Source organism: Streptomyces djakartensis (assembly GCF_014651075.1).
In the GTDB taxonomy this organism is placed as follows: Bacteria; Actinomycetota; Actinomycetes; order Streptomycetales; family Streptomycetaceae; genus Streptomyces; species Streptomyces djakartensis.
The window spans coordinates 26,684-44,550 of record NZ_BMWE01000024.1; the positions used below are offsets into that span (position 1 = coordinate 26,684).

The window sequence follows — 17,867 nt, forward strand, 5'->3', positions numbered from 1 at the left end:
ACCGTGATTCAGATCGCCTCAGAGGGTAAAGGATGGTGGATTCCCGAAGGATGGGGGCCTCTCATCTTCGTCGCTGCCGTCGCGTGCGTATTCGGAATCATTGTCTATTATCGGAAACGGCAGAGGTGAGGTGCGCTCGGCGACGAGAAACACGGCGATAAAGGCCCATGAGTCCAGGAATCTCCCTGTCATCGCCACGCGCCATTCTATTTTGGGGCTCTCCTTATTTCCGGCAGGAGGCGCTGAATCTATCCTGATTGGGCTGCTGGACACGCCTGCGCCGCCCCCCTTGCAACCGGAGAGTGAGTCGGCGCCAGGCCGCCCTTGGCCGGGCAGCACGACGGTACTGGTGCTGGGTGCCTCGCTGGGCTCGCCTTGGCTGCTACGCGGCGGCAGTACTGATCACGGGCTGGTTCGCTGGCGGACCGGCTGTTTCCACAATGACTGTCTTCTTCTTGGGCGGGACAGTTGTGAGCGCACGAGCCAGGGCAAGAAGGCAAGTGCAGGAAGTGGTAAGGATGGCTCCCGTCGGCAGGCGCCACCCTGATCGCAAGCGGACCGCTCGGCTACGCGAAGAAGACCCCATCGACCGCCTCGCCTTTCGGGGCCGGCGGCCATTCCTTGACTCAATGGTCGTTGTGTTCGTGATAGTTGCTGTCGCCCGTTGGCGTCGGAAGTGAGATATGGGAATGAGAAACGAATCTAAGCAAATTCTGCGAATCCTGGCCTACTTCCTCGTTGGGTGTGCGACCGTCATGGCTGTGTCGGTCATCGTTATGCTTGCCATGGGAGCGAGGCCCGCAGTCATTCACGTGGCCCCACTGGTCGCCGCGGGTTGCGGTTTGCTATTGCTCCGCCATACCAAGGGGAACAGTTAGCCTCGGCATTTCGGTTGCGGTGATGAGGCGTCGTTGGGGGGAAACTGTCGGGTGACCGACGCGATTTCGGTGTTCGGGCATGGCGGAGACCCGGCGCGGTGGTCGGGTTCTCCAGGGTCCTTCAGGTCGTGGGCGGTCAGGGGTTTGCCGGTCAGTCGGCGGGACGGGGCAACGCGGCCAGGCGATGGAAGGCCGTGGCCAGTGCGTTTCTCCAGGGCCAGGTCGCCGATATTCGCAAGCGCGTCGGCCGCCGCGGGTGAGGCTCTGCTCGTCATCGTCGGGGTGGCGTTCCTGGTGAGCAAGGCCCGCAAGAGGTAGCCCCGTCGACGGGCAGAGCGAGTGTGATGCGCCGCCCGGCTGGTCGATACCAGCCGGGCGGCGCGTAGGCAGGCTCCAGGGCTGGCCCTTGCCAGGTCGGAGCAGCATCGCACCATATTCGTGATGCGAACCTCAGACAGAACCCGGCACGGCGGCCCGCTCAGGTCTCCTGGAGGACGCGGTGCAGGAAGGTCGGGGTCTCGTCCGGTGACTCGGCCTCGACCACCAGCCGGTTCATGGCGTCCCAGTAACGCTCGATGTCGGCGGGCCGGTCGGGGTAGAGGGCGGTGGTGAGCTGTTCGAGGTAGACCACGTCGGGCAGTTCGCCGCCGGGCAGGCGCAGGATGGTGACCGGGCCGCCCTCCGCCGCGTGGCCGCCGGAGTGGAACGGCAGGATCTGGACGGTGACCTGGGGGAGCCGGCAGATGTCGATGAGATGTCTGAGCTGGGCGCGCATCACCTCGGGGCCGCCCACCGGGCGACGCAGCGCCGCCTCGTCGATCACGGCCCACAGCCGCGTCGCCGGTCTCCGGCGCAGGACCCGCTGCCGGGTCATCCGCAGCGCGACCCGGCGGTCGATCTCATCCGCCCCGGCGTCCGGATGGGCGAGCCGGATGGCGGCTCGCGCGTAGTCGGCGGTCTGCAGCAGTCCGGGAACGCGCTGCACCCGGAAGCAGCGGATGACGCTCGCCGCCTGTTCCGCACCGAGGTAGGCCTGCATCCAGACGGGCACCACGTCGCTGTAGTACTGCCACCAGGCGTGGGTGTTGGCCTGCTCGGCCAGCGCCATCAGGGTGGCGCGTTCGGCCTCGTCCGTGACGCCGTACAGGGTCAGCAGATCGGCGACGTCCCGCAGTTTGAACCCGTGCCGCCCGCCCTCCATCCGGCTGATCTTCGACGCGGAGGAACGGATGACGTGCCCGGCCTCCGCACGCCCGATGCCCCGCTCCTCCCGCAGCCTGCGCAACCGCGCCCCCAGCGCCAGCCGCGGCACCATCGGCCCGGCCGACCTCCCGTCCAGGACTCCGCCGCCGAGTCTCGTGCGAGCGGCCTCTTCGGTGCCCATGGGCTGTCTCCTTGCGGTGGTACGCAGCTCCGGACGCCTGCGGGCGTCGCGGCATATTCATCCTAGGGGCCCTGCCCTGACGCCATCCCGCTTATGCGGAAGGCGGGTTCGCATGTGGGTGGGCCGCCGAAGCCGCGTCGGGCCGCGGTTCGGGGGACGGGGCCGAGGGGGCGGGTACCGTGCGCCCTGGTCAAACCGCCACGTACGTCACCGGATCGCTCCCCGTCACCGCCTCCGCCCGCCCCAGCTTCACCAGGCGGCGCAGATGGGACTCGGCCTCCGAGACGGCGATGTTCCTGGACCCGTAGGGGATCCGGTCCCAGGGGCGGTTCCACTCCATGCGTTCGGCGAGCTGCCAGGGCGTCAGCGGCTCGGCGAGGAGGGCCAGAAGGCCGGTGAGGCGGGACTCGTGGTGGGTGAGCAACTCGCGTACCCGGGCGGCCGCGTCGGGGAACGGGTGCTGGTGGGCCGGGAGCACCTCGGCGGGGGCGAGACGGCCCACGCGTTCGAGGGAGTCGAGGTAGTCGCCCAGTGGGTCGGTCACCTCCCCCGAGCTCTCGGTTTCGCTCGAGCAGAGGGCACCCCTATTGTCGTCCGGGTCCTCGTACAGGCCGATGTGCGGGGTGATCCCGGGCAGCAGGTGGTCGCCGGAGAACAGCCTGCCGTGACCGGGGAGTCGCGCGGGGTGGGTCTCCTCCAGGTGGAGGCAGACGTGGCCCGGCGTGTGCCCGGGGGTCCAGATCGCGCGCAGGCGGCGGCCGGGGAGGGCGAGGAGCTCGCCGGGGACGATGTCGCGGTCGGGCAGGGCGGGGGAGAGGCCGGGCAGGGCGCGGGGCGGGGCCGCGCGCAGGGGCGCGATGTGCTCCTCGGGAGCTCCGGCGGCGGCGAGCTTGGCCGCCATGTACGCGAACCAGCGCTCAGCGGGGGCCTCCCGGGTCCGTCGTACGACCGCGGTGTCCGCCGCGTGCATCGCGATCCACGCGCCCGACGCCTCCCGGACCCGGCCCGACAGGCCGTGATGGTCGGGGTGGTGGTGGGTGATGACCACGCCGTGGATCTCGGTGACCGAGGTGCCGCAGGCCGTGAGGCCATCCGTGAGCGTGTCCCAGGACTCCGGGTCGTCCCAGCCGGTGTCGATCAGTACCGGGCCGCGGTCGGTGTCGACGACGTACACCAGGGTGTGGCCGAGGGGGTTGTCCGGGATGGGGACGCTGAGAGAGCGGACACCTCCGCGGTGGTCGGTCACCTGTGCCATGAGGTCCCCTGTCGCCGACTCCCGCCACTATAACTAGAACCGGTTTCATTGGGGGCCCGCCCGTGCTGTGCCGTCCGTGGACTCCTCGGGGCGGGGCTGGTATCAGTGGGCGTATCTGATGGATCGTCAGAGGCGCGCTCCCGGGGAGGCAGTCGGCCATGACCGAGCTCGTGGAACACGGACAGCTGTTCATCGGCGGGGAGTTGACCGACCCCCTGGGCGAGGACGTCATCGAGGTGATCTCGCCGCACACGGAAGAGGTCGTCGGACGCGTCCCGCACGCCTCGAGGGCGGACGTGGACCGGGCCGTGGCGGTGGCGCGGCGGGCCTTCGACGAGGGGCCCTGGCCGCGGATGAGCCTCGGCGAGCGGATCGAGGTCGTGAGCCGGATCAAGGACGCCATCGCCGCCCGGCACGACGAGATCGCCCGCGTGATCTCCGGCCAGAACGGCTCGCCCTACTCCTGGAGCGTCCTCGCCCAGGCCCTCGGCGCGGTCATGGTGTGGGACTCGGCGATCACCGTCGCGCGGAACTTCACCCACGAGGAGCGGCGCGACGGCGCGCTGGGCAGGATCCTGGTGCGGCGGGAACCGGTCGGAGTCGTGGCCGCCGTGATCCCCTGGAACGTCCCGCAGTTCACCGCCGCCGCCAAGCTCGCTCCCGCGCTGCTCACCGGCTGCACGGCCGTGCTCAAGCCGTCTCCCGAGGCGCCGCTCGACGCGTACCTGCTCGGCGAGATCGCCCGCGAGGCCGGACTGCCGGAAGGTGTGCTGTCCATCCTGCCCGCCGACCGGGAGGTCAGCGAGTACCTGGTCGGGCACCCGGGCGTCGACAAGGTGTCCTTCACCGGGTCGGTCGCGGCCGGCAGGCGCGTGATGGAGGTCGCGGCCCGCAACCTCACCCGGGTGACGCTGGAACTGGGCGGCAAGTCGGCGGCCGTCGTGCTGCCCGACGCGGACGTCGAGACCGCCGTGGCGGGCATCGCCCCGGCGGCCTGGATGAACAACGGGCAGGCCTGCGTCGCCCAGACCCGCATCCTGCTGCCGCGCTCCCGCTACGACGAGTTCGCCGACGCGCTCACCGCGGCGGCCGGCGCCCTGACCGTCGGCGACCCGCTCGACCCCGCCACCCAGGTGGGCCCGCTGGTGGCGAGGCGGCAGCAGCAGCGCAACCTCGACTACATCCGCATCGGGCAGGAGGAGGGCGCGAAGATCCTCACCGGCGGCGGACGCCCGGCCGGCCTGGACCGCGGCTGGTACGTCGAACCGACCCTGTTCGGCGACGTCGACAACTCCATGCGGATCGCCCGCGAGGAGATCTTCGGCCCCGTCATCTGCCTGCTGCCCTACGACGACGAGTCCGACGCCGTGAAGATCGCCAACGACTCCGACTACGGGCTGAGCGGCAGCGTGTGGACGGCGGACACCGGGCACGGCGTCGAGATCGCCCGGCGGGTCCGCACCGGCACGTACTCCGTCAACACCTTCAGCCTGGACATGCTGGGCCCCTTCGGCGGCTACAAGAACTCCGGCCTCGGGCGGGAGTTCGGGCCCGAGGGGTACGGCGAGTACCTGGAGCACAAGATGATCCACCTCCCGGCGGACGCCTAGCGATGGGCGACCGCTGGCACGTCGAGGTGGACCGCTCCCTGTGCATCGGCTCCGCCCAGTGCCTCCACCACGCGCCGCACGGCTTCCGCCTGGACGCCGCCCGCCAGTCCCGGCCGGTCGAGCCGGACACGGACGCGAACGAGCGGATCCTGGAGGCGGCGGAGAGCTGCCCGGTGGAGGCGATCGTGATCACGCTGGGGGACAGCGGGGAGGCGGTGTTCCCTCCGGAGGACTAGGGGGCTTCTGATGGCTCTCCGCGGCGTCGCCGGGAGCGGCCGTCTCGGGACCGGGGTCTGTCAGGCGCCGGGGGCCCGGTAGTCCACCTGCTGCCGCACGGCCTCGTCGACCTCGTCGGCCGACAGCAGGACGACCGTGCTCGTGCGGACCCCGCCGGCCGCCGAGACGACCATGCCCATGGCCGCGGCGGAGGTGTTGCCCGGCAGCTCCGCCGTGACGTAGACGTCGTCGTCACCGAACGCCCAGTACATCGACTCGACCCGGCCGCCGAGACCCTCGACCATGCGGGCGACGACTTCACGCCGCGCGCTCGCGCCCTCACGGAGCAGGCCCTTGAGTCCGTCAGGGGTCAGCTTCACCTTGAAGAGGTATGTCGGCATCGGGGCCACCTTTCACATCCGCTCGCATCCGCCCGAACAGTCGCTCTGACTCCCTCATGTTCCTTCCGTTCCGGGCTGCCGTCGCGGCGACCGAGGGGGCAGACAGGGCTATATGGATGAATGCGGACAAAAAGGTAAAAAATTCGGCTCAGGTCTTCTCTCAGCGGAGGGAAGTCCTAACCTGGATACAGGCCTACGAGGCGAGTGAGGGAGTCCGACCGGAGTAGCCGACGTTGGCAGGAAGCCTCGGTTTCCGCCGGTGCCGACTGCGACGGTAGGGCTGAGAGGCCGGAAGGACGCAGGGCCGAAAGGCCAGGCGACCGGAAGGCGACCCCCATCACCTGATCCGGACCATGCCGGCGAAGGGAACCCGTCTCGTAGGTCGCCGGCGTCTCGGGGGGGCTTCAGGAGTCCGCGGGGGGCTCTGCCGTCAGGTCGATCAGGCGGCAGACCGTCTCGATGTCGATCTTGACCTGGGCGATGGAGGCGCGGCCCGAGAGCCAGGTGATCAGCGCCGAGTGCCAGGTGTGCTCGATGACCCGGACCGCCGACAGCTGCTCCGGGGTGGGGTGTTCCAGCCCCATCGCGTCCAGGATGATCGCCGTCGTCTGCCGCGACACCTGGTCCACCTCCGGGCTCACGCTGCGGTCGGCGAAGGTGAGGGCGCGGACCATCGCGTCGGCCAGATGTGGTTCGCGCTGCAGGGCGCGGAAAGCCCGCATCAGCGTCTCGGCGACCCGCTCGGCCGCCGCCTCGCCCCGCGGGGGCTTCTTCCGCAGCGTGCCGTGCATGTGCTCCAGCTGGTCCTGCATGGTGGCGACCAGCAGATGGATCTTGGAGGGGAAGTAGCGGTACAGGGTGCCGAGCGCCACCTGCGACGACTCCGCGACCTCGCGCATCTGTACGGCGTCGAAACCGCCGCGGCTGGCCAGCTGCGCGCTCGCGTGCAGGATGCGGCGGCGACGGGCCTCCTGCCGCTCCGTGAGGGGCGGGGAGGCGGGGGCTGCGGCTCTGGCTTCCACCTTGGCCACCTTGTTCACCTTGGTGCTCACCTGGCTTCTGCGGGCATGTGCGGTCCCGTTCCGTGACCGTCCGTGAGGGCGGGTGATCACACAGCATGGCACGGTACCGGCCGTGGCGTGAATCACCTGATCCACTGCTCACAGCGCCCCTACCTGCCGGTAGATTCGGAGCCTCCGAACGATCAAGTCTGAAACTTGTTCTAGATTAGCGTCCCGGCGTAATCTCGCGGGACAGAGCAGGGAGAAGGGGGCCTGGAGTGACCGCTGAGGCCAGGGAGGCCGGGGCTCCGGAGGACCCCGCTGCCGACGGCTTGCGACCGCTCAACATCGCGCTCCTCACCTACAAAGGGAACCCGTTCTGCGGCGGCCAGGGCGTCTACGTCCGGCATCTTTCGCGCGAACTGGCCCGTCTCGGGCACCGGGTCGAGGTCATCGGCGCACAGCCCTATCCCGTGCTCGACGAGGGGGACGGCCGGGTGAGCCTCACCGAGCTGCCCAGCCTCGACCTCTACCGCCAGCCGGACCCTTTCCGCACCCCGAAGCGCGACGAGTACCGCGACTGGATCGACGCGCTCGAGGTCGCGACGATGTGGACCGGCGGTTTCCCCGAACCCCTGACGTTCTCGCTGCGCGCCCGCCGCCACCTGCGCGCCCGGCGGGGCGAGTTCGACGTCGTGCACGACAACCAGACGCTGGGCTACGGCCTGCTGGGCGACGTCGGCGCGCCGCTCGTGACCACGATCCACCACCCCATCACCGTCGACCGGCAGTTGGAGCTGGACGCGGCGCAGGGGCGCAAGCGGCGGCTGTCGGTGCGCCGCTGGTACGCCTTCACCCGCATGCAGAAGCGCGTCGCGCGCCGGCTGCCGTCCGTGCTGACGGTCTCCGGCACGTCCCGGCAGGAGATCGTCGACCACCTGGGAGTGCGGCAGGACCGCATCCACGTCGTCCACATCGGCGCCGACACGGATCTGTTCTCCCCGGACCCCTCGGTGCCGGTCGTGCCGGGCCGGATCGTGACGACGTCCAGCGCCGACGTCCCGCTGAAGGGCCTGGTCCATCTCGTCGAGGCCCTCGCGAAGGTGCGCACCGAACACCCGGGGGCCCACCTCGTCGTGGTCGGCAAGCGCCCGGCCGAGGGACCGGTCGCCCAGGCGATGGAACGGTACGGCCTCGACGGCGCCGTCGAGTTCGTCAAGGGCATATCCGACGCGGAACTCGTCGACCTGGTGCGCTCGGCCCAGGTCGCCTGCGTGCCGTCGCTGTACGAGGGATTCTCGCTCCCGGCCGCGGAGGCCATGGCGACCGGGACACCGCTGCTGGCCACGACCGGGGGAGCGATCCCCGAGGTCGCCGGGCAGGACGGCGAGACCTGCCTGGCGGTGCCGCCGGGGGACCCGGGGGCACTGGCGTCCGGGCTGGTCACGCTGCTGGGCGACGCGGAGCTGCGCGCGCGACTCGGAGCGGCCGGCCGGGAGCGGGTACTGCGTCACTTCACGTGGGCCAGGGCCGCGGAGGGGACGGTGGCCCGGTACCGGGAGGCGATCGACAAGGCCGGCAGGGCAGGGGGCCGCTCCGTGCCCCGGCCCGCGGGCCGCCCGGCCCCGTCGGCAGGCGCTGTGCCCATGGCCCCCACGACTCCCACGGCCCCCGCGGCAGGCGCAGCCGCCGCGGCCCCCACAGATGTACAAGGCGTCAACTCCGAAAGCAGGGCCACGTGCTGACCGTCGACTTCTCCCGGTTCCCGCTCGCCCCGGGCGACCGTGTCCTGGACCTCGGCTGCGGTGCCGGACGGCACGCCTTCGAGTGCTACCGGCGCGGCGCGCAGGTCGTGGCGCTGGACCAGAACGCCGAGGAGATCCGCGAGGTCGACAAGTGGTTCGCGGCGATGCGGGAGGCCGGCGAGGCACCCGAGGGCGCCACCGCAACGGCCATGGAGGGCGACGCCCTCGCCCTGCCCTTCCCCGACGAGTCCTTCGACGTCGTCATCATCTCCGAGGTGATGGAGCACATCCCCGACGACAAGGGCGTCCTCGCGGAGATGGTGCGCGTGCTGAAGCCCGGCGGTCGCATCGCCGTCACCGTCCCGCGCTACGGCCCCGAGAAGGTCTGCTGGGCCCTGTCCGACGCCTACCACGAGGTCGAGGGCGGCCACATCCGCATCTACAGGGCGGACGAGCTGCTCACGAAGATCCGCGAGGCCGGCCTCGAACCGTACGGCACCCACCACGCCCACGCCCTGCACTCCCCGTACTGGTGGCTGAAGTGCGCGTTCGGCGTCGACAACGACAAGGCGCTGCCGGTGCGGGCGTACCACAAGCTGCTCGTCTGGGACATAATGAAGAAGCCCCTGGCCACCCGGGTCGCCGAGCAGGCGCTGAACCCGCTGATCGGCAAGAGCTTCGTGGCGTACGCGACCAAGCCGCACCTGCCCCGTCTGGCCGACAACGGGGCGGACGCCAAGTGACGACTCCCCGGACGGAACATCTGGTCCTGCCCGGAGTCCTGACCGCCGGGCAGGCCGCCGCGACCGTCGCAGGCATCCTCGCCGTGCAGCGCGAGGACGGCGCGATCCCGTGGTTCCGGGGCCACCACCTCGACCCGTGGGACCACGTCGAGGCGGCGATGGCCCTCGACACGGCCGGCGAGCACGAGGCCGCCGAACGGGCCTACCTGTGGCTCGCCCGGCACCAGAACGAGGACGGCTCCTGGTACGCGGCGTACACGGACGGGCGGTTCGACGACGTCACGGACCGCGGCCGGGAGACCAACTTCGTCGCCTACATAGCCGTCGGCGTCTGGCACCACTACCTCTCCACCGGGGACGACACGTTCCTGGAGCGGATGTGGCCGGCCGTGCACGCGGCGGTGGAGTTCGTGCTGCGTCTGCAGCAGCCGGGCGGGCAGATCGGCTGGCGGCGCGACGACGACGGCACGGACACGGCGGACGCCCTGCTGACGGGGTCGTCCTCTATCCACCACGCGCTGCGGTGCGCGCTGGCGATCGCCGAGCAGCGGGAGGAGCCGCAGCCGGACTGGGAGCTGGCGGCGGGCGCGCTGCGGCACGCGATACGGCACCACCCGGAGCGGTTCCTCGACAAGAACCGCTACTCGATGGACTGGTACTACCCGGTGCTCGGCGGGGCGTTGACGGGTGCGCAGGCCAAGGCGCGGATCGAGGAGGGCTGGGACCGGTTCGTCGTCCCCGGGCTGGGGGTGCGCTGTGTGGTTCCCAACCCCTGGGTGACGGGGGGCGAGTCCGCGGAACTGGCGCTGGCCCTCTGGGCGATGGGTGAGTCCGACCGGGCGCTCGAGATCCTGCAGTCGATCCAGCACCTGCGGGATCCGGAGAGCGGGCTGTACTGGACGGGCTACGTCTTCGACGACGGCGCCGTCTGGCCGCAGGAGTTGACCACGTGGACCGCGGGGTCGTTGTTGCTGGCCGTGGCGGCGCTGGGCGGGCACGAGGCCACGTGCCAGGTCTTCGGCGGGGAGAGTCTGCCGACGGGGCTGGACGCGGAGTGCTGCGCCTGAGGGCTCGGGTGGTCTCGCTGAGTGAGCGGGCGCGGGTCGTGCGTGGCTTGTCGCGCAGTTCCCCGCGCCCCCTAGAGGGTCAGTGACGCTGGACCCGGTTGGCGATGGCGTGTCCGACGAGCAGGTACACCACCGCCGCCAGGCCGTAGCCGCAGACCACCCGGGCCCACGCCTCGTCGAACGTGAACAGGTCGTGGGACCAGCCGGCGAGCCAGCGGGCCGCGTCGTGGATGAACTGGACGAACGAGTTGCCGGGGTTCGCGTCCAGCAGGTACATCAGGATCCACAGACCCAGGATGAACGCCATGATGTCGGCCACGACCGCGACGATCGTGCCGGCTTGATTCGCACCGTTGCGATATCGAGGGGACATACCTTCCGGATTGCCCTTGAAGTCTGGATGAAACCCGGTCGGTTTGCATTCAATCGACGTTCCCGCGAGGGGCGTTCGGGGTAAACCGGCATCACCGACGATCCAGTCCGGGCCACACGGGGAGAACACAGGTGTCACGGGGGGAGAACGCAGGTGCCCGCGAACAGACCCGCCGCCGAAGAGCCGCGGCTGACCGTCACCAGACCCCCGCGCCGACGTCTGCGCAGAGCGCTCGCGTCGGCGCTTCCCGTCCCGGTCATCGGGCTCGCCCTGCTGGTGGCTTCCGGGAACCTGCTGTTACCACTGCGCCAGGTGGTCACCATAGAGGCCAAGATGGCCTCGAAGAGGGACTTCTTCCAGGACCCGGTGGTCGAGCGGCTGCTCATGAAGCACGGCTTCCGCGTGCACATCACCAACATGGGCTCGCGTGAGATCGCGAAGCAGGACTACGAGGGATACGACGTCGTCTTCCCCTCCGGCCAGCCGGCCGCCGACCTGATCAGCCGGGAGCGCGCCCGGGCGAACCGCCCGGTGCTGCTGTACCGCCCGTTCGTCAGCCCCATCGTGCTGGCCACCTACCGGAACTACGCCGAGGTGCTCACGGCGGAAGGCGTCGCCGAGCGCCTGCCGGGCCCGGGCGGCCGGCCCATGTACTACACCCTCGACATGCGGAAGTTCCTCGATCTGGCCCGCGGCAAGAGGAAGGGCGTCCAGCGTGACCCGGAGAACGGCTACCGCTGGGACGAGATCGACCGCGACGACCGCGTCCGCAACGGCAACAAGATCCTCGCCCAGACCTCGGACATCTGCGAAGCCAACTCGGCCGGCACCTACCTCGGGCTCGTGGCCTTCGTCGAGCACGGGAACGACGCGCCGGACAACGAGGCCGAGGCGGTGCGGCTCGCCCGGAAGATCAAGCCGCTCCTCGTCGAACAGGGCCTGCCGTCCTCCGAACGGGCCGAGACGTATCTGTCTCCCGACGGGCCGGGCATCGCCCCCGTCTCGGTGATCTACGAGCACCAGTTCCTCGCCCACCAGATCGCGTACCGGGCCGAGAAGGGCGCGACCGACGACGAGCGCGTCCTGCTCTATCCATCCACCCGCTTCGTCACCGAACCCCAGCTCGTCGCCCTGACCGGAGACGGCGCCCGGCTCGGGGAACTGGTCAGCGAGGACCCCGAACTCCAGCACCGTGCCGTGGAGCTGGGCTTCCGGGCCCGCAACGCCGGCGGCGGCGCCACCGGCGACGAACTGACCCGGTTCCTCACCGAACGGCGGATCCCGGCGCCCACCACCTCCTCCGGCGACACCCGGGCGGTCTTACCCAGCCTGCCCCTGCTGGAGAAGATGATCGAGATCGTCGGCGACTGCCCGGACCGGACGGGCGGCCGGTGAGGCGCGGCACGGGCCTGCCGGCGCTCTGTGTGGCGCTCTGCCTGGCGCTCGTCACCGGCTTCCTCACCGCCTGCTCGGGCGACGACGGTGACGACACGGTCCGGCTGCGCGTGCTCGCCGGTCCCGACCTCGCCGCACTGGCCCCGCTGCTGGGCGAGTTGAAGGACGAGACGGGCGTCGACCTGCGCCTGGACCACCGGCCGGACGCCGAGACGAAGGCCCCGGACCGCGATCGGTACGACCTGGCGTGGCTGTCCTCCGACCGCTATCTGCGTCTCACCGACAAGGACGCCACCCGGGGCCTGCAGCGCACGCCCACCATGACGTCCCCCGTCGTCATCGGCCTGAAGCCGGACACGGCCCGGCAGCTCCGCGCCCACGTCCCCGGCTCCCGGCTCACCTGGGCCGACATCGCGGACGCCGCCGCCACCGGCACCGTCCGCTTCGGCATGGCCGACCCCCGCCACGCCGGCAGCGGGCTCGCCGCCCTCGTGGGCGTCGCCACCGCCGCGGCGGGCACCGGGGCGGCGCTGCGCCCCGAGGACGTCTCCTGCGACCGGCTGCGCGGCTTCCGCTCCGGCCAGACCCTCACCGCCGACACCGGCCCCGCCCTTCTCGACTCCTACGCCCACCACCAGGACGAGGCCAACGCCCTCATCACGTACGAGTCCGACCTGCTCGCCCTCAACGCCACCGGCCGCCTCGACGACCCCCTGGAGGTCGTCCGCCCCGACGACGGCATGGTCCTGGCGGACTTCCCGCTGCTCCTGCTGAACCCGGCCCACCGCACCGCGTACGACAAGGTCACCCAGTGGCTGCGGCGCGACTCGGTGCAGCGGCAGCTCATGCGGCACACCCTGCGCCGTCCGGTGAACACGACGGTCACCCGGGACCCGCGGCTGCGCGAACCGGTCGGCAACGCCCTCTTCTACCCCGACCGGCCCGCCGTCGTGGAAACCCTGCTCGCCGACTACGGTGACCCCGACCGCCGCACCACGAGCCAGGTGGTCTTCCTGCTCGACTTCTCCGGCTCGATGCGCGGCGCCCGGATGGCCGCCCTGCGCGAGGCGTTCGCCGGTCTCAGCGGCGCTGACCCCTCCCCCTCCGGCAAGTTCACCCGCTTTTACCGGGGCGAGCGGCTGACCGTGGTCCGGTTCGCCGGCCGAGTGCTGGGGGAGAGGACCGTCACCGTCGCCGGGCCGGACGACCTCACCACCCTCGCCGGCGCCGTCGCCCGGGGCGGCTACGGCGACGCCACCGCCGTGTGGTCCGCCCTCGACCACGGCTACCGCGCCGCCGCCCGCGAACTGGCCGCCGACCCCGACCGCTCCCTCTCGCTGGTCCTGATGACGGACGGTGAGAACAACGCGGGCCTGTCCTACGTGGAGTTCGTACGCCGCCACCAGGCGCTGCCCGCCGCCGTACGGGACGGCGTCCACACCTACCCCGTGCACTTCGGCGAGGCCGACGCCGGTGCGCTGCGGCGCGCGGCGGCGAGGACGGGCGGACGGATGGTGGACGCCGGCGGCTCGTCCCTTTCCGAGGCCTTCAAGGAGATCCGTGGCTGTCACTGACGCGACCTGGTGGAGTCTTTGGTGGCCGTGGATGACGGTCTGGCTGGTGACGGCCGCCGGCGCGGTGGCGCTCGTGGTGGTCCTGGTGCGCCATGCCCGGGAGCGGCGCAGGCACCTGCGGCGCTGGCAGTCGGCGTACAGCATCTGCCTGTACCTGGACGAGCAGGCGGTGATGGACCTGTGGGAGCTGGGCAACTACCGGTCCGCGCTGGAGGAGGCCGTCGAGCTGCGGACGAAGGTCGACACGAGTGTCGGCTTCTGGAGCCGGGTGCTGACGTTTCTGTTCCGGTTCCGGCTGAAGCGGGACGTCAGTCAGGAGACGTTCCGCAAGTTCGTGCGCAAGGACAAACCGATCAACGTGATCGGCGTGGTCATGGAGGCCTTCGACCGGGCCGACGCCATCGTCCACGCCGACCTGACCACCCTGACGGTCGTCCCGAACCGGAACCTCGCCGACAACCTGGCGGACGGCCGTGCGGTGACCCTGAGCCGCATCGGCGAATTCGTCTCGGTCAAAGGCGTGTTCACCCGCGCGCCGGAGGTGGCGGAGGGATTCGTCCTGCGGGCCGAGTACGGCGCCGAGCGGCCGCCGGTGTACATGCGCGTCGTGGCCCCCGGCGACGCGCGCCGCTCGATCCCGGCCGGCACGTTCACGGCCCGCTGCCTCGGCAAGATGACCGGCTGGCGTGAGGACACCCGCGAGGTGACGCTGGAGGCGATCGCGATCTTCTGGTGACCGCCGCTTGCTGACCGCCGCTCCGATCGCCCCCGCTCACCGGGAGTTCAGCTCGGCGAGCACCCGCAGGGTGCGCGGATCGGGCGCGAGGGCCAGCAGGTCGGTCACCGGTCCCTTCCGCCACAACTCCAGTCGCTCGGCGATGCGTTCGCGCGGACCTACCAGGGAGATCTCGTCGGCGAAGGCGTCCGGCACGGCGAGCACCGCCTCCTGGCGGCGGCCGGACAGGAACAGCTCCTGGATGCGGCGGGCCTGCTGTTCGTAGCCCATGCGGGCCATCAGGTCGGCGTGGAAGTTGCGGGCCGTGTGGCCCATGCCGCCGATGTAGAAGCCGAGCATCGCCTTCACGGGCAGCAGCCCCTCGGCGACGTCGTCGCAGACCCGGACCTGGGCCATGGGGGCGACCAGGAAACCCTCGGGCAAATCGCCCAGGGCCGGGCCGTACACCTCCGGCCGGGTCGGCGACCAGTACAGCGGCAGCCAGCCGTCGGCGATCCGGGTCGTCTGGGCGACGTTCTTCGGCCCTTCCGCGCCGAGCAGGATCGGCAGATCGGCGCGCAGGGGGTGCGTGATCGGCTTGAGGGGTTTGCCGAGGCCCGTGGCGTCCGGGCCCCGGTAGGGGTGGGAGTGGAAGCGGCCCGCCAGTTCGACGGGGGCCTCGCGGCGCAGCACCTGCCGCAGGACGTCCACGTACTCGCGGGTGGCGGTGAGTGGCGAGGCGGGGAACGGGCGGCCGTACCAGCCCTCGACGACCTGCGGGCCGGAGAGCCCGAGGCCCAGCATCACGCGGCCGCCGGACAGGTGATCCAGGGTGAGGGCGTGCATCGCGGTCGTGGCCGGTGACCGGGCCGCCATCTGCGCGACCGCCGTGCCGAGCCGGATGCGGGAGGTGTGGGCCGCGATCCAGGTCAGCGGGGTGAAGGCGTCCGAGCCCCAGGACTCCGCCGTCCAGACGGAGTCGTAGCCGAGCCGCTCCGCCTCCCGGGCGAGCGGCACGTGGTCGGGGGAGGGACCGCGGCCCCAGTAGCCGAGCGCCAGACCGAGCCGCATACCTGCCTCCTGACGCTGCGTCAGCCGACGGGGGAGCGACGACTGTACGGCAACGGCCCCCCAACCCGGAAGGGCGAGGGGCCGTGCGAGAGGGGTGCGGGCTCAGCCGCGCTGGATGCCCGACGTGTCCTGCAGGACACCGCGGCGGCCGTCCTGCGTCTGGGCGACCAGGGCCGCTCCGCGCTGCTCCACCGCCAGGTACCAGGTACCCGGGGCGAGTTCGGCGATCGGGGTCGGCGAGCCGTCCTCCGCGAACAGCGGCCGCGGCACCGGCACCGCGAACCAGAACGGCGCGAAGTCCGCGGCCGGGGGCTGCGGGGCCTGCGCCTGCTGCGGCTGACCGCCGTACGGCTGCCCCGGCTGTCCCGGCTGCGGCTGGCCGTAGCCGCCGGGCTGCTGCGCGCCCGGGTAGCCGTAACCGCCCTGCGGCTGACCACCGTAGGGCTGCGGTGCTGCGGGGCGGGGGGCCGGGACGAGGGCGCCCTTGAGGGCCGGGACCAAGGGCGTGGCGATCGCGGCGGCAGCCATGAGCAGCGTGGCGACGAAGGCGAGGATCATGCCGATGCCGGGGGTCGGGGCGCCGTCGCTCGCCCTCTCGCCGACGTTGTCGAAGCCGCCGGGCGCGTCGAGGACGTTGCCGAGCGCGCTCCACGCGGCGAACACCGTGAAGGCGGCGCCGAACTGGCCGAGGTCGAGACCGGCAGGCTTCGGCACCTGCGGCAGGCCCCGGGCCGCGACGACGAGCGCGGCACCGATGATCCCCGCCAGTACGACGCTGAACACGACCGGACCGCTTCCCCACAGGCTGGGGAGCTCGACGCTGTCGGGGACATTGTCGATCGAATACAGGTCGAGGAACGACGCGATGAACAGCAACACCGCTGCTCCGATCACCACGCCGTCGCCTCGAGTGAGGGAGCGGATATTCACTTCAGTCGGTCCTTCAGCTCAGTTGTCTCGTCATCGGTTGAGGCGTCGCTGTCACCATGTCGCCCTCGGGGCGGTGCGAAGCGCGGGGGTGGCCCCTCATAGTAGGGAGACACTATCGTTCGCCCGGCCGGGGTGTCCGCAGGGATCAGTCCGTGAGAACTACCCGCGCAAGAAGCTCACGATTCCCTCAGAGATTCCTTGCGCCGCCTTCTGCCGCCACGCGCCACTGGTCAGCAACGCCGCGTCCTCGCTGTCGCGCATGTTGCCGCACTCGATGAACACCTTCGGGACCGTTGACAGATTGAGACCGCCCAGGTCCTTGCGTGTGACGAGACCGGTCCCGCCGCCGACGTAGTCGGACGGCGCGCTGCCGGTCACGGCCCCGAAGCGGCCCGCGACGCGCTCGCCGAGATCGCGGGAGGGGGCGACGATCGCGCGGGTGTCCGCGGCGCCCGCGTGGACCGCGCCGGGCATGATGACGTGGAAACCGCGGTTGCCGGCGCCGGAGCCGTCCGCGTGGATCGAGACCACCGCGTCGGCCTTCGCCTCGTTGCCGATCCGGGCCCGCTCGTCCACGCACGGGCCGTACGGCCGGTCCCCGTCCTGCGTCAGCTTCACCGTGGCGCCCTGCTCCTGGAGCAGCGTGCGCATCCGGTGCGCCACGTCCAGGGTGAACTTCGCCTCCGGATAACCGTCGTTGGTGGACGTGCCGGTGGTGTCGCACTCCTTCTGGTTCGTCCCGATGTCCACCTTGCGGTTGATCTCGGAGGTGTGCTGGAAGTTACCCGGGTTGTGGCCCGGGTCGATGACGACGGTCTTCCCCTTGAGCGGGCCGGAGGCCGCGGGCGCGGAGGACCTGGATGAGGCGGACGCGCCAGGCTTCTTACCGTCGTCGGCGGGCGTACTCGACGCCGCGGGAGGGGAGGAGCGTACGTTCGCCCGGTCCGCGCCGCCTCCGTCGCCCGAGCCACCCGCCGTCTCGTACACCAGCCAGCCGAGCAGCGCCCCCGGCACCAGCGCGGCGAGCGCGACGGTCAGGGGCCCGCGGCGGGGGCGGCGGGGCTGGGGAGGTTCGAATTCCGGGCCTGCGTACGACACGTCTGCCACCCTAGGGGGTGTACCCCCACTCAGCCGGCACGCCGAGAGCACGCACGGGGCAACGGGCCGAGGACCGCCGCCCGGGCGGCGGGCTACGGCCTGTCCTCTCCGCCGGTCCCGTGCCGTACCGCCTCCTTCACCCGCGCCTCGATCTCCTGGCGCGGGGTGTCCTCCCGCTTCGCGTACGCGGTCACCGCCGCCTGGACGTCACGGGCGAGGTCGCGCCAGGCACGCCAGGCGGTCTCCCAGGTGGTGGTCTGCTGGTCGCTCCACTTGGTCTGGGTGGGCGGGCCGTACGCGTCCTGCAGTTGCCGCACGCGGGCGTACGCCTCGTCCGCCGTGCGCTGCTTCTCCACGAGCTCTGCGAAGGTGTGTGCCACGCGCCCGGATCCTTGGGCAGCGATGGCCCCC

Annotated in this window: 17 protein-coding genes; 8 read left to right on the forward strand and 9 right to left on the reverse strand. The window is 71.2% G+C overall.

Translation table 11 applies throughout. The features are described 5' to 3' along the window. Nucleotides 1-1,356: 1,356 nt before the first annotated feature. Nucleotides 1,357-2,262, reverse strand: coding sequence for a Sco1979 family transcriptional regulator (locus tag IE212_RS30045; RefSeq protein WP_190201117.1), 906 nt, complete (start codon nucleotides 2,260-2,262; stop codon nucleotides 1,357-1,359). 190 nt (nucleotides 2,263-2,452) lie between these two features. Further along, nucleotides 2,453-3,517, reverse strand: coding sequence for a Strvi_7410 family MBL fold metallo-hydrolase (locus IE212_RS30050; protein WP_190201118.1), 1,065 nt, complete (start codon nucleotides 3,515-3,517; stop codon nucleotides 2,453-2,455). Between the two features lie 158 nt (nucleotides 3,518-3,675). On the opposite strand from IE212_RS30050, the gene IE212_RS30055 reads away from it, so the two are divergent. After that, nucleotides 3,676-5,127: an aldehyde dehydrogenase gene (locus IE212_RS30055; RefSeq protein ID WP_190201119.1), complete on the forward strand. Its 1,452-nt coding sequence runs from the start codon at nucleotides 3,676-3,678 to the stop codon at nucleotides 5,125-5,127. Between the two features lie 2 nt (nucleotides 5,128-5,129). Then, nucleotides 5,130-5,363 (forward strand): ferredoxin, encoded by a 234-nt coding sequence (locus IE212_RS30060; protein WP_190201120.1) that lies wholly within the window; start codon nucleotides 5,130-5,132, stop codon nucleotides 5,361-5,363. A 60-nt stretch (nucleotides 5,364-5,423) separates the two neighbouring features. Here the strand turns inward: IE212_RS30060 and IE212_RS30065 are convergent, their stop codons facing one another. Together IE212_RS30065 and IE212_RS30070 are read right to left on the reverse strand one after the other, a co-directional pair. Next, nucleotides 5,424-5,744 (reverse strand): GYD domain-containing protein, encoded by a 321-nt coding sequence (locus tag IE212_RS30065; RefSeq protein WP_190201121.1) that lies wholly within the window; start codon nucleotides 5,742-5,744, stop codon nucleotides 5,424-5,426. Nucleotides 5,745-6,148: 404 nt separating this feature from the next. Next, nucleotides 6,149-6,796: a TetR family transcriptional regulator gene (locus IE212_RS30070; protein WP_229864639.1), complete on the reverse strand. Its 648-nt coding sequence runs from the start codon at nucleotides 6,794-6,796 to the stop codon at nucleotides 6,149-6,151. 227 nt (nucleotides 6,797-7,023) lie between these two features. Between IE212_RS30070 and IE212_RS30075 the strand changes: the two genes are divergently transcribed. Genes IE212_RS30075 through IE212_RS30085 form a run of 3 tightly spaced genes read left to right on the forward strand, consistent with a single transcriptional unit; the run spans nucleotide 7,024 to nucleotide 10,300 of the window. Then, nucleotides 7,024-8,490, forward strand: coding sequence for a glycosyltransferase family 4 protein (locus tag IE212_RS30075; protein ID WP_190201122.1), 1,467 nt, complete (start codon nucleotides 7,024-7,026; stop codon nucleotides 8,488-8,490). Continuing rightward, nucleotides 8,484-9,233: a class I SAM-dependent methyltransferase gene (locus IE212_RS30080; RefSeq protein WP_190201123.1), complete on the forward strand. Its 750-nt coding sequence runs from the start codon at nucleotides 8,484-8,486 to the stop codon at nucleotides 9,231-9,233. The genes IE212_RS30075 and IE212_RS30080 overlap by 7 nt, the downstream gene beginning before the upstream one ends. After that, entirely contained in the window at nucleotides 9,230-10,300 is a 1,071-nt protein-coding gene (locus IE212_RS30085; RefSeq protein WP_190201124.1) for a prenyltransferase/squalene oxidase repeat-containing protein, read from the forward strand. The genes IE212_RS30080 and IE212_RS30085 overlap by 4 nt, the downstream gene beginning before the upstream one ends. Before the next feature lie 79 nt (nucleotides 10,301-10,379). Here the strand turns inward: IE212_RS30085 and IE212_RS30090 are convergent, their stop codons facing one another. After that, a complete protein-coding gene (locus tag IE212_RS30090) occupies nucleotides 10,380-10,673 on the reverse strand; it encodes a hypothetical protein (protein WP_190201125.1) in 294 nt (97 codons plus the stop codon). A 153-nt stretch (nucleotides 10,674-10,826) separates the two neighbouring features. On the opposite strand from IE212_RS30090, the gene IE212_RS30095 reads away from it, so the two are divergent. From IE212_RS30095 to IE212_RS30105, 3 genes are read left to right on the forward strand one after another with little or no spacing between them, the layout of a single operon-like run. Next, nucleotides 10,827-12,068 (forward strand): hypothetical protein, encoded by a 1,242-nt coding sequence (locus tag IE212_RS30095; RefSeq protein WP_229864640.1) that lies wholly within the window; start codon nucleotides 10,827-10,829, stop codon nucleotides 12,066-12,068. Beyond that, a complete protein-coding gene (locus IE212_RS30100) occupies nucleotides 12,065-13,642 on the forward strand; it encodes a vWA domain-containing protein (protein ID WP_190201126.1) in 1,578 nt (525 codons plus the stop codon). The genes IE212_RS30095 and IE212_RS30100 overlap by 4 nt, the downstream gene beginning before the upstream one ends. After that, nucleotides 13,629-14,378 carry a hypothetical protein gene (locus IE212_RS30105; RefSeq protein ID WP_190201127.1) on the forward strand — a complete coding sequence of 250 codons (750 nt, stop codon included), beginning with the start codon at nucleotides 13,629-13,631 and terminating at the stop codon, nucleotides 14,376-14,378. Before IE212_RS30100 ends, IE212_RS30105 begins: the two co-directional genes overlap by 14 nt. Before the next feature lie 36 nt (nucleotides 14,379-14,414). Here the strand turns inward: IE212_RS30105 and IE212_RS30110 are convergent, their stop codons facing one another. The 4 genes from IE212_RS30110 to IE212_RS30125 form a co-directional block, all read right to left on the reverse strand. Continuing rightward, nucleotides 14,415-15,428 carry an LLM class F420-dependent oxidoreductase gene (locus IE212_RS30110; RefSeq protein WP_190201128.1) on the reverse strand — a complete coding sequence of 338 codons (1,014 nt, stop codon included), beginning with the start codon at nucleotides 15,426-15,428 and terminating at the stop codon, nucleotides 14,415-14,417. Nucleotides 15,429-15,530: 102 nt separating this feature from the next. Then, nucleotides 15,531-16,358, reverse strand: a complete 828-nt coding sequence (locus IE212_RS30115; RefSeq protein WP_190201129.1) for a DUF5336 domain-containing protein — start codon at nucleotides 16,356-16,358, stop codon at nucleotides 15,531-15,533. A gap of 159 nt (nucleotides 16,359-16,517) precedes the next feature. Further along, nucleotides 16,518-17,456, reverse strand: a complete 939-nt coding sequence (locus IE212_RS30120) for an N-acetylmuramoyl-L-alanine amidase (RefSeq protein WP_190201130.1) — start codon at nucleotides 17,454-17,456, stop codon at nucleotides 16,518-16,520. Nucleotides 17,457-17,548: 92 nt separating this feature from the next. Further along, nucleotides 17,549-17,836: a hypothetical protein gene (locus IE212_RS30125; RefSeq protein WP_190201131.1), complete on the reverse strand. Its 288-nt coding sequence runs from the start codon at nucleotides 17,834-17,836 to the stop codon at nucleotides 17,549-17,551. Between the last annotated feature and the right edge of the window lie 31 nt (nucleotides 17,837-17,867).

Bases quoted from the DNA above. Each gene is read 5' to 3' on its own strand.
- IE212_RS30110 (WP_190201128.1), bottom strand. From the start codon at position 15,428: ATGCGGCTCGGTCTGGCGCTCGGCTACTGGGGCCGCGGTCCCTCCCCC.
- IE212_RS30090 (WP_190201125.1), bottom strand. From the start codon at position 10,673: ATGTCCCCTCGATATCGCAACGGTGCGAATCAAGCCGGCACGATCGTC.
- IE212_RS30065 (WP_190201121.1), bottom strand. From the start codon at position 5,744: ATGCCGACATACCTCTTCAAGGTGAAGCTGACCCCTGACGGACTCAAG.
- IE212_RS30060 (WP_190201120.1), top strand. From the start codon at position 5,130: ATGGGCGACCGCTGGCACGTCGAGGTGGACCGCTCCCTGTGCATCGGC.
- IE212_RS30055 (WP_190201119.1), top strand. From the start codon at position 3,676: ATGACCGAGCTCGTGGAACACGGACAGCTGTTCATCGGCGGGGAGTTG.
- IE212_RS30045 (WP_190201117.1), bottom strand. From the start codon at position 2,262: ATGGGCACCGAAGAGGCCGCTCGCACGAGACTCGGCGGCGGAGTCCTG.
- IE212_RS30050 (WP_190201118.1), bottom strand. From the start codon at position 3,517: ATGGCACAGGTGACCGACCACCGCGGAGGTGTCCGCTCTCTCAGCGTC.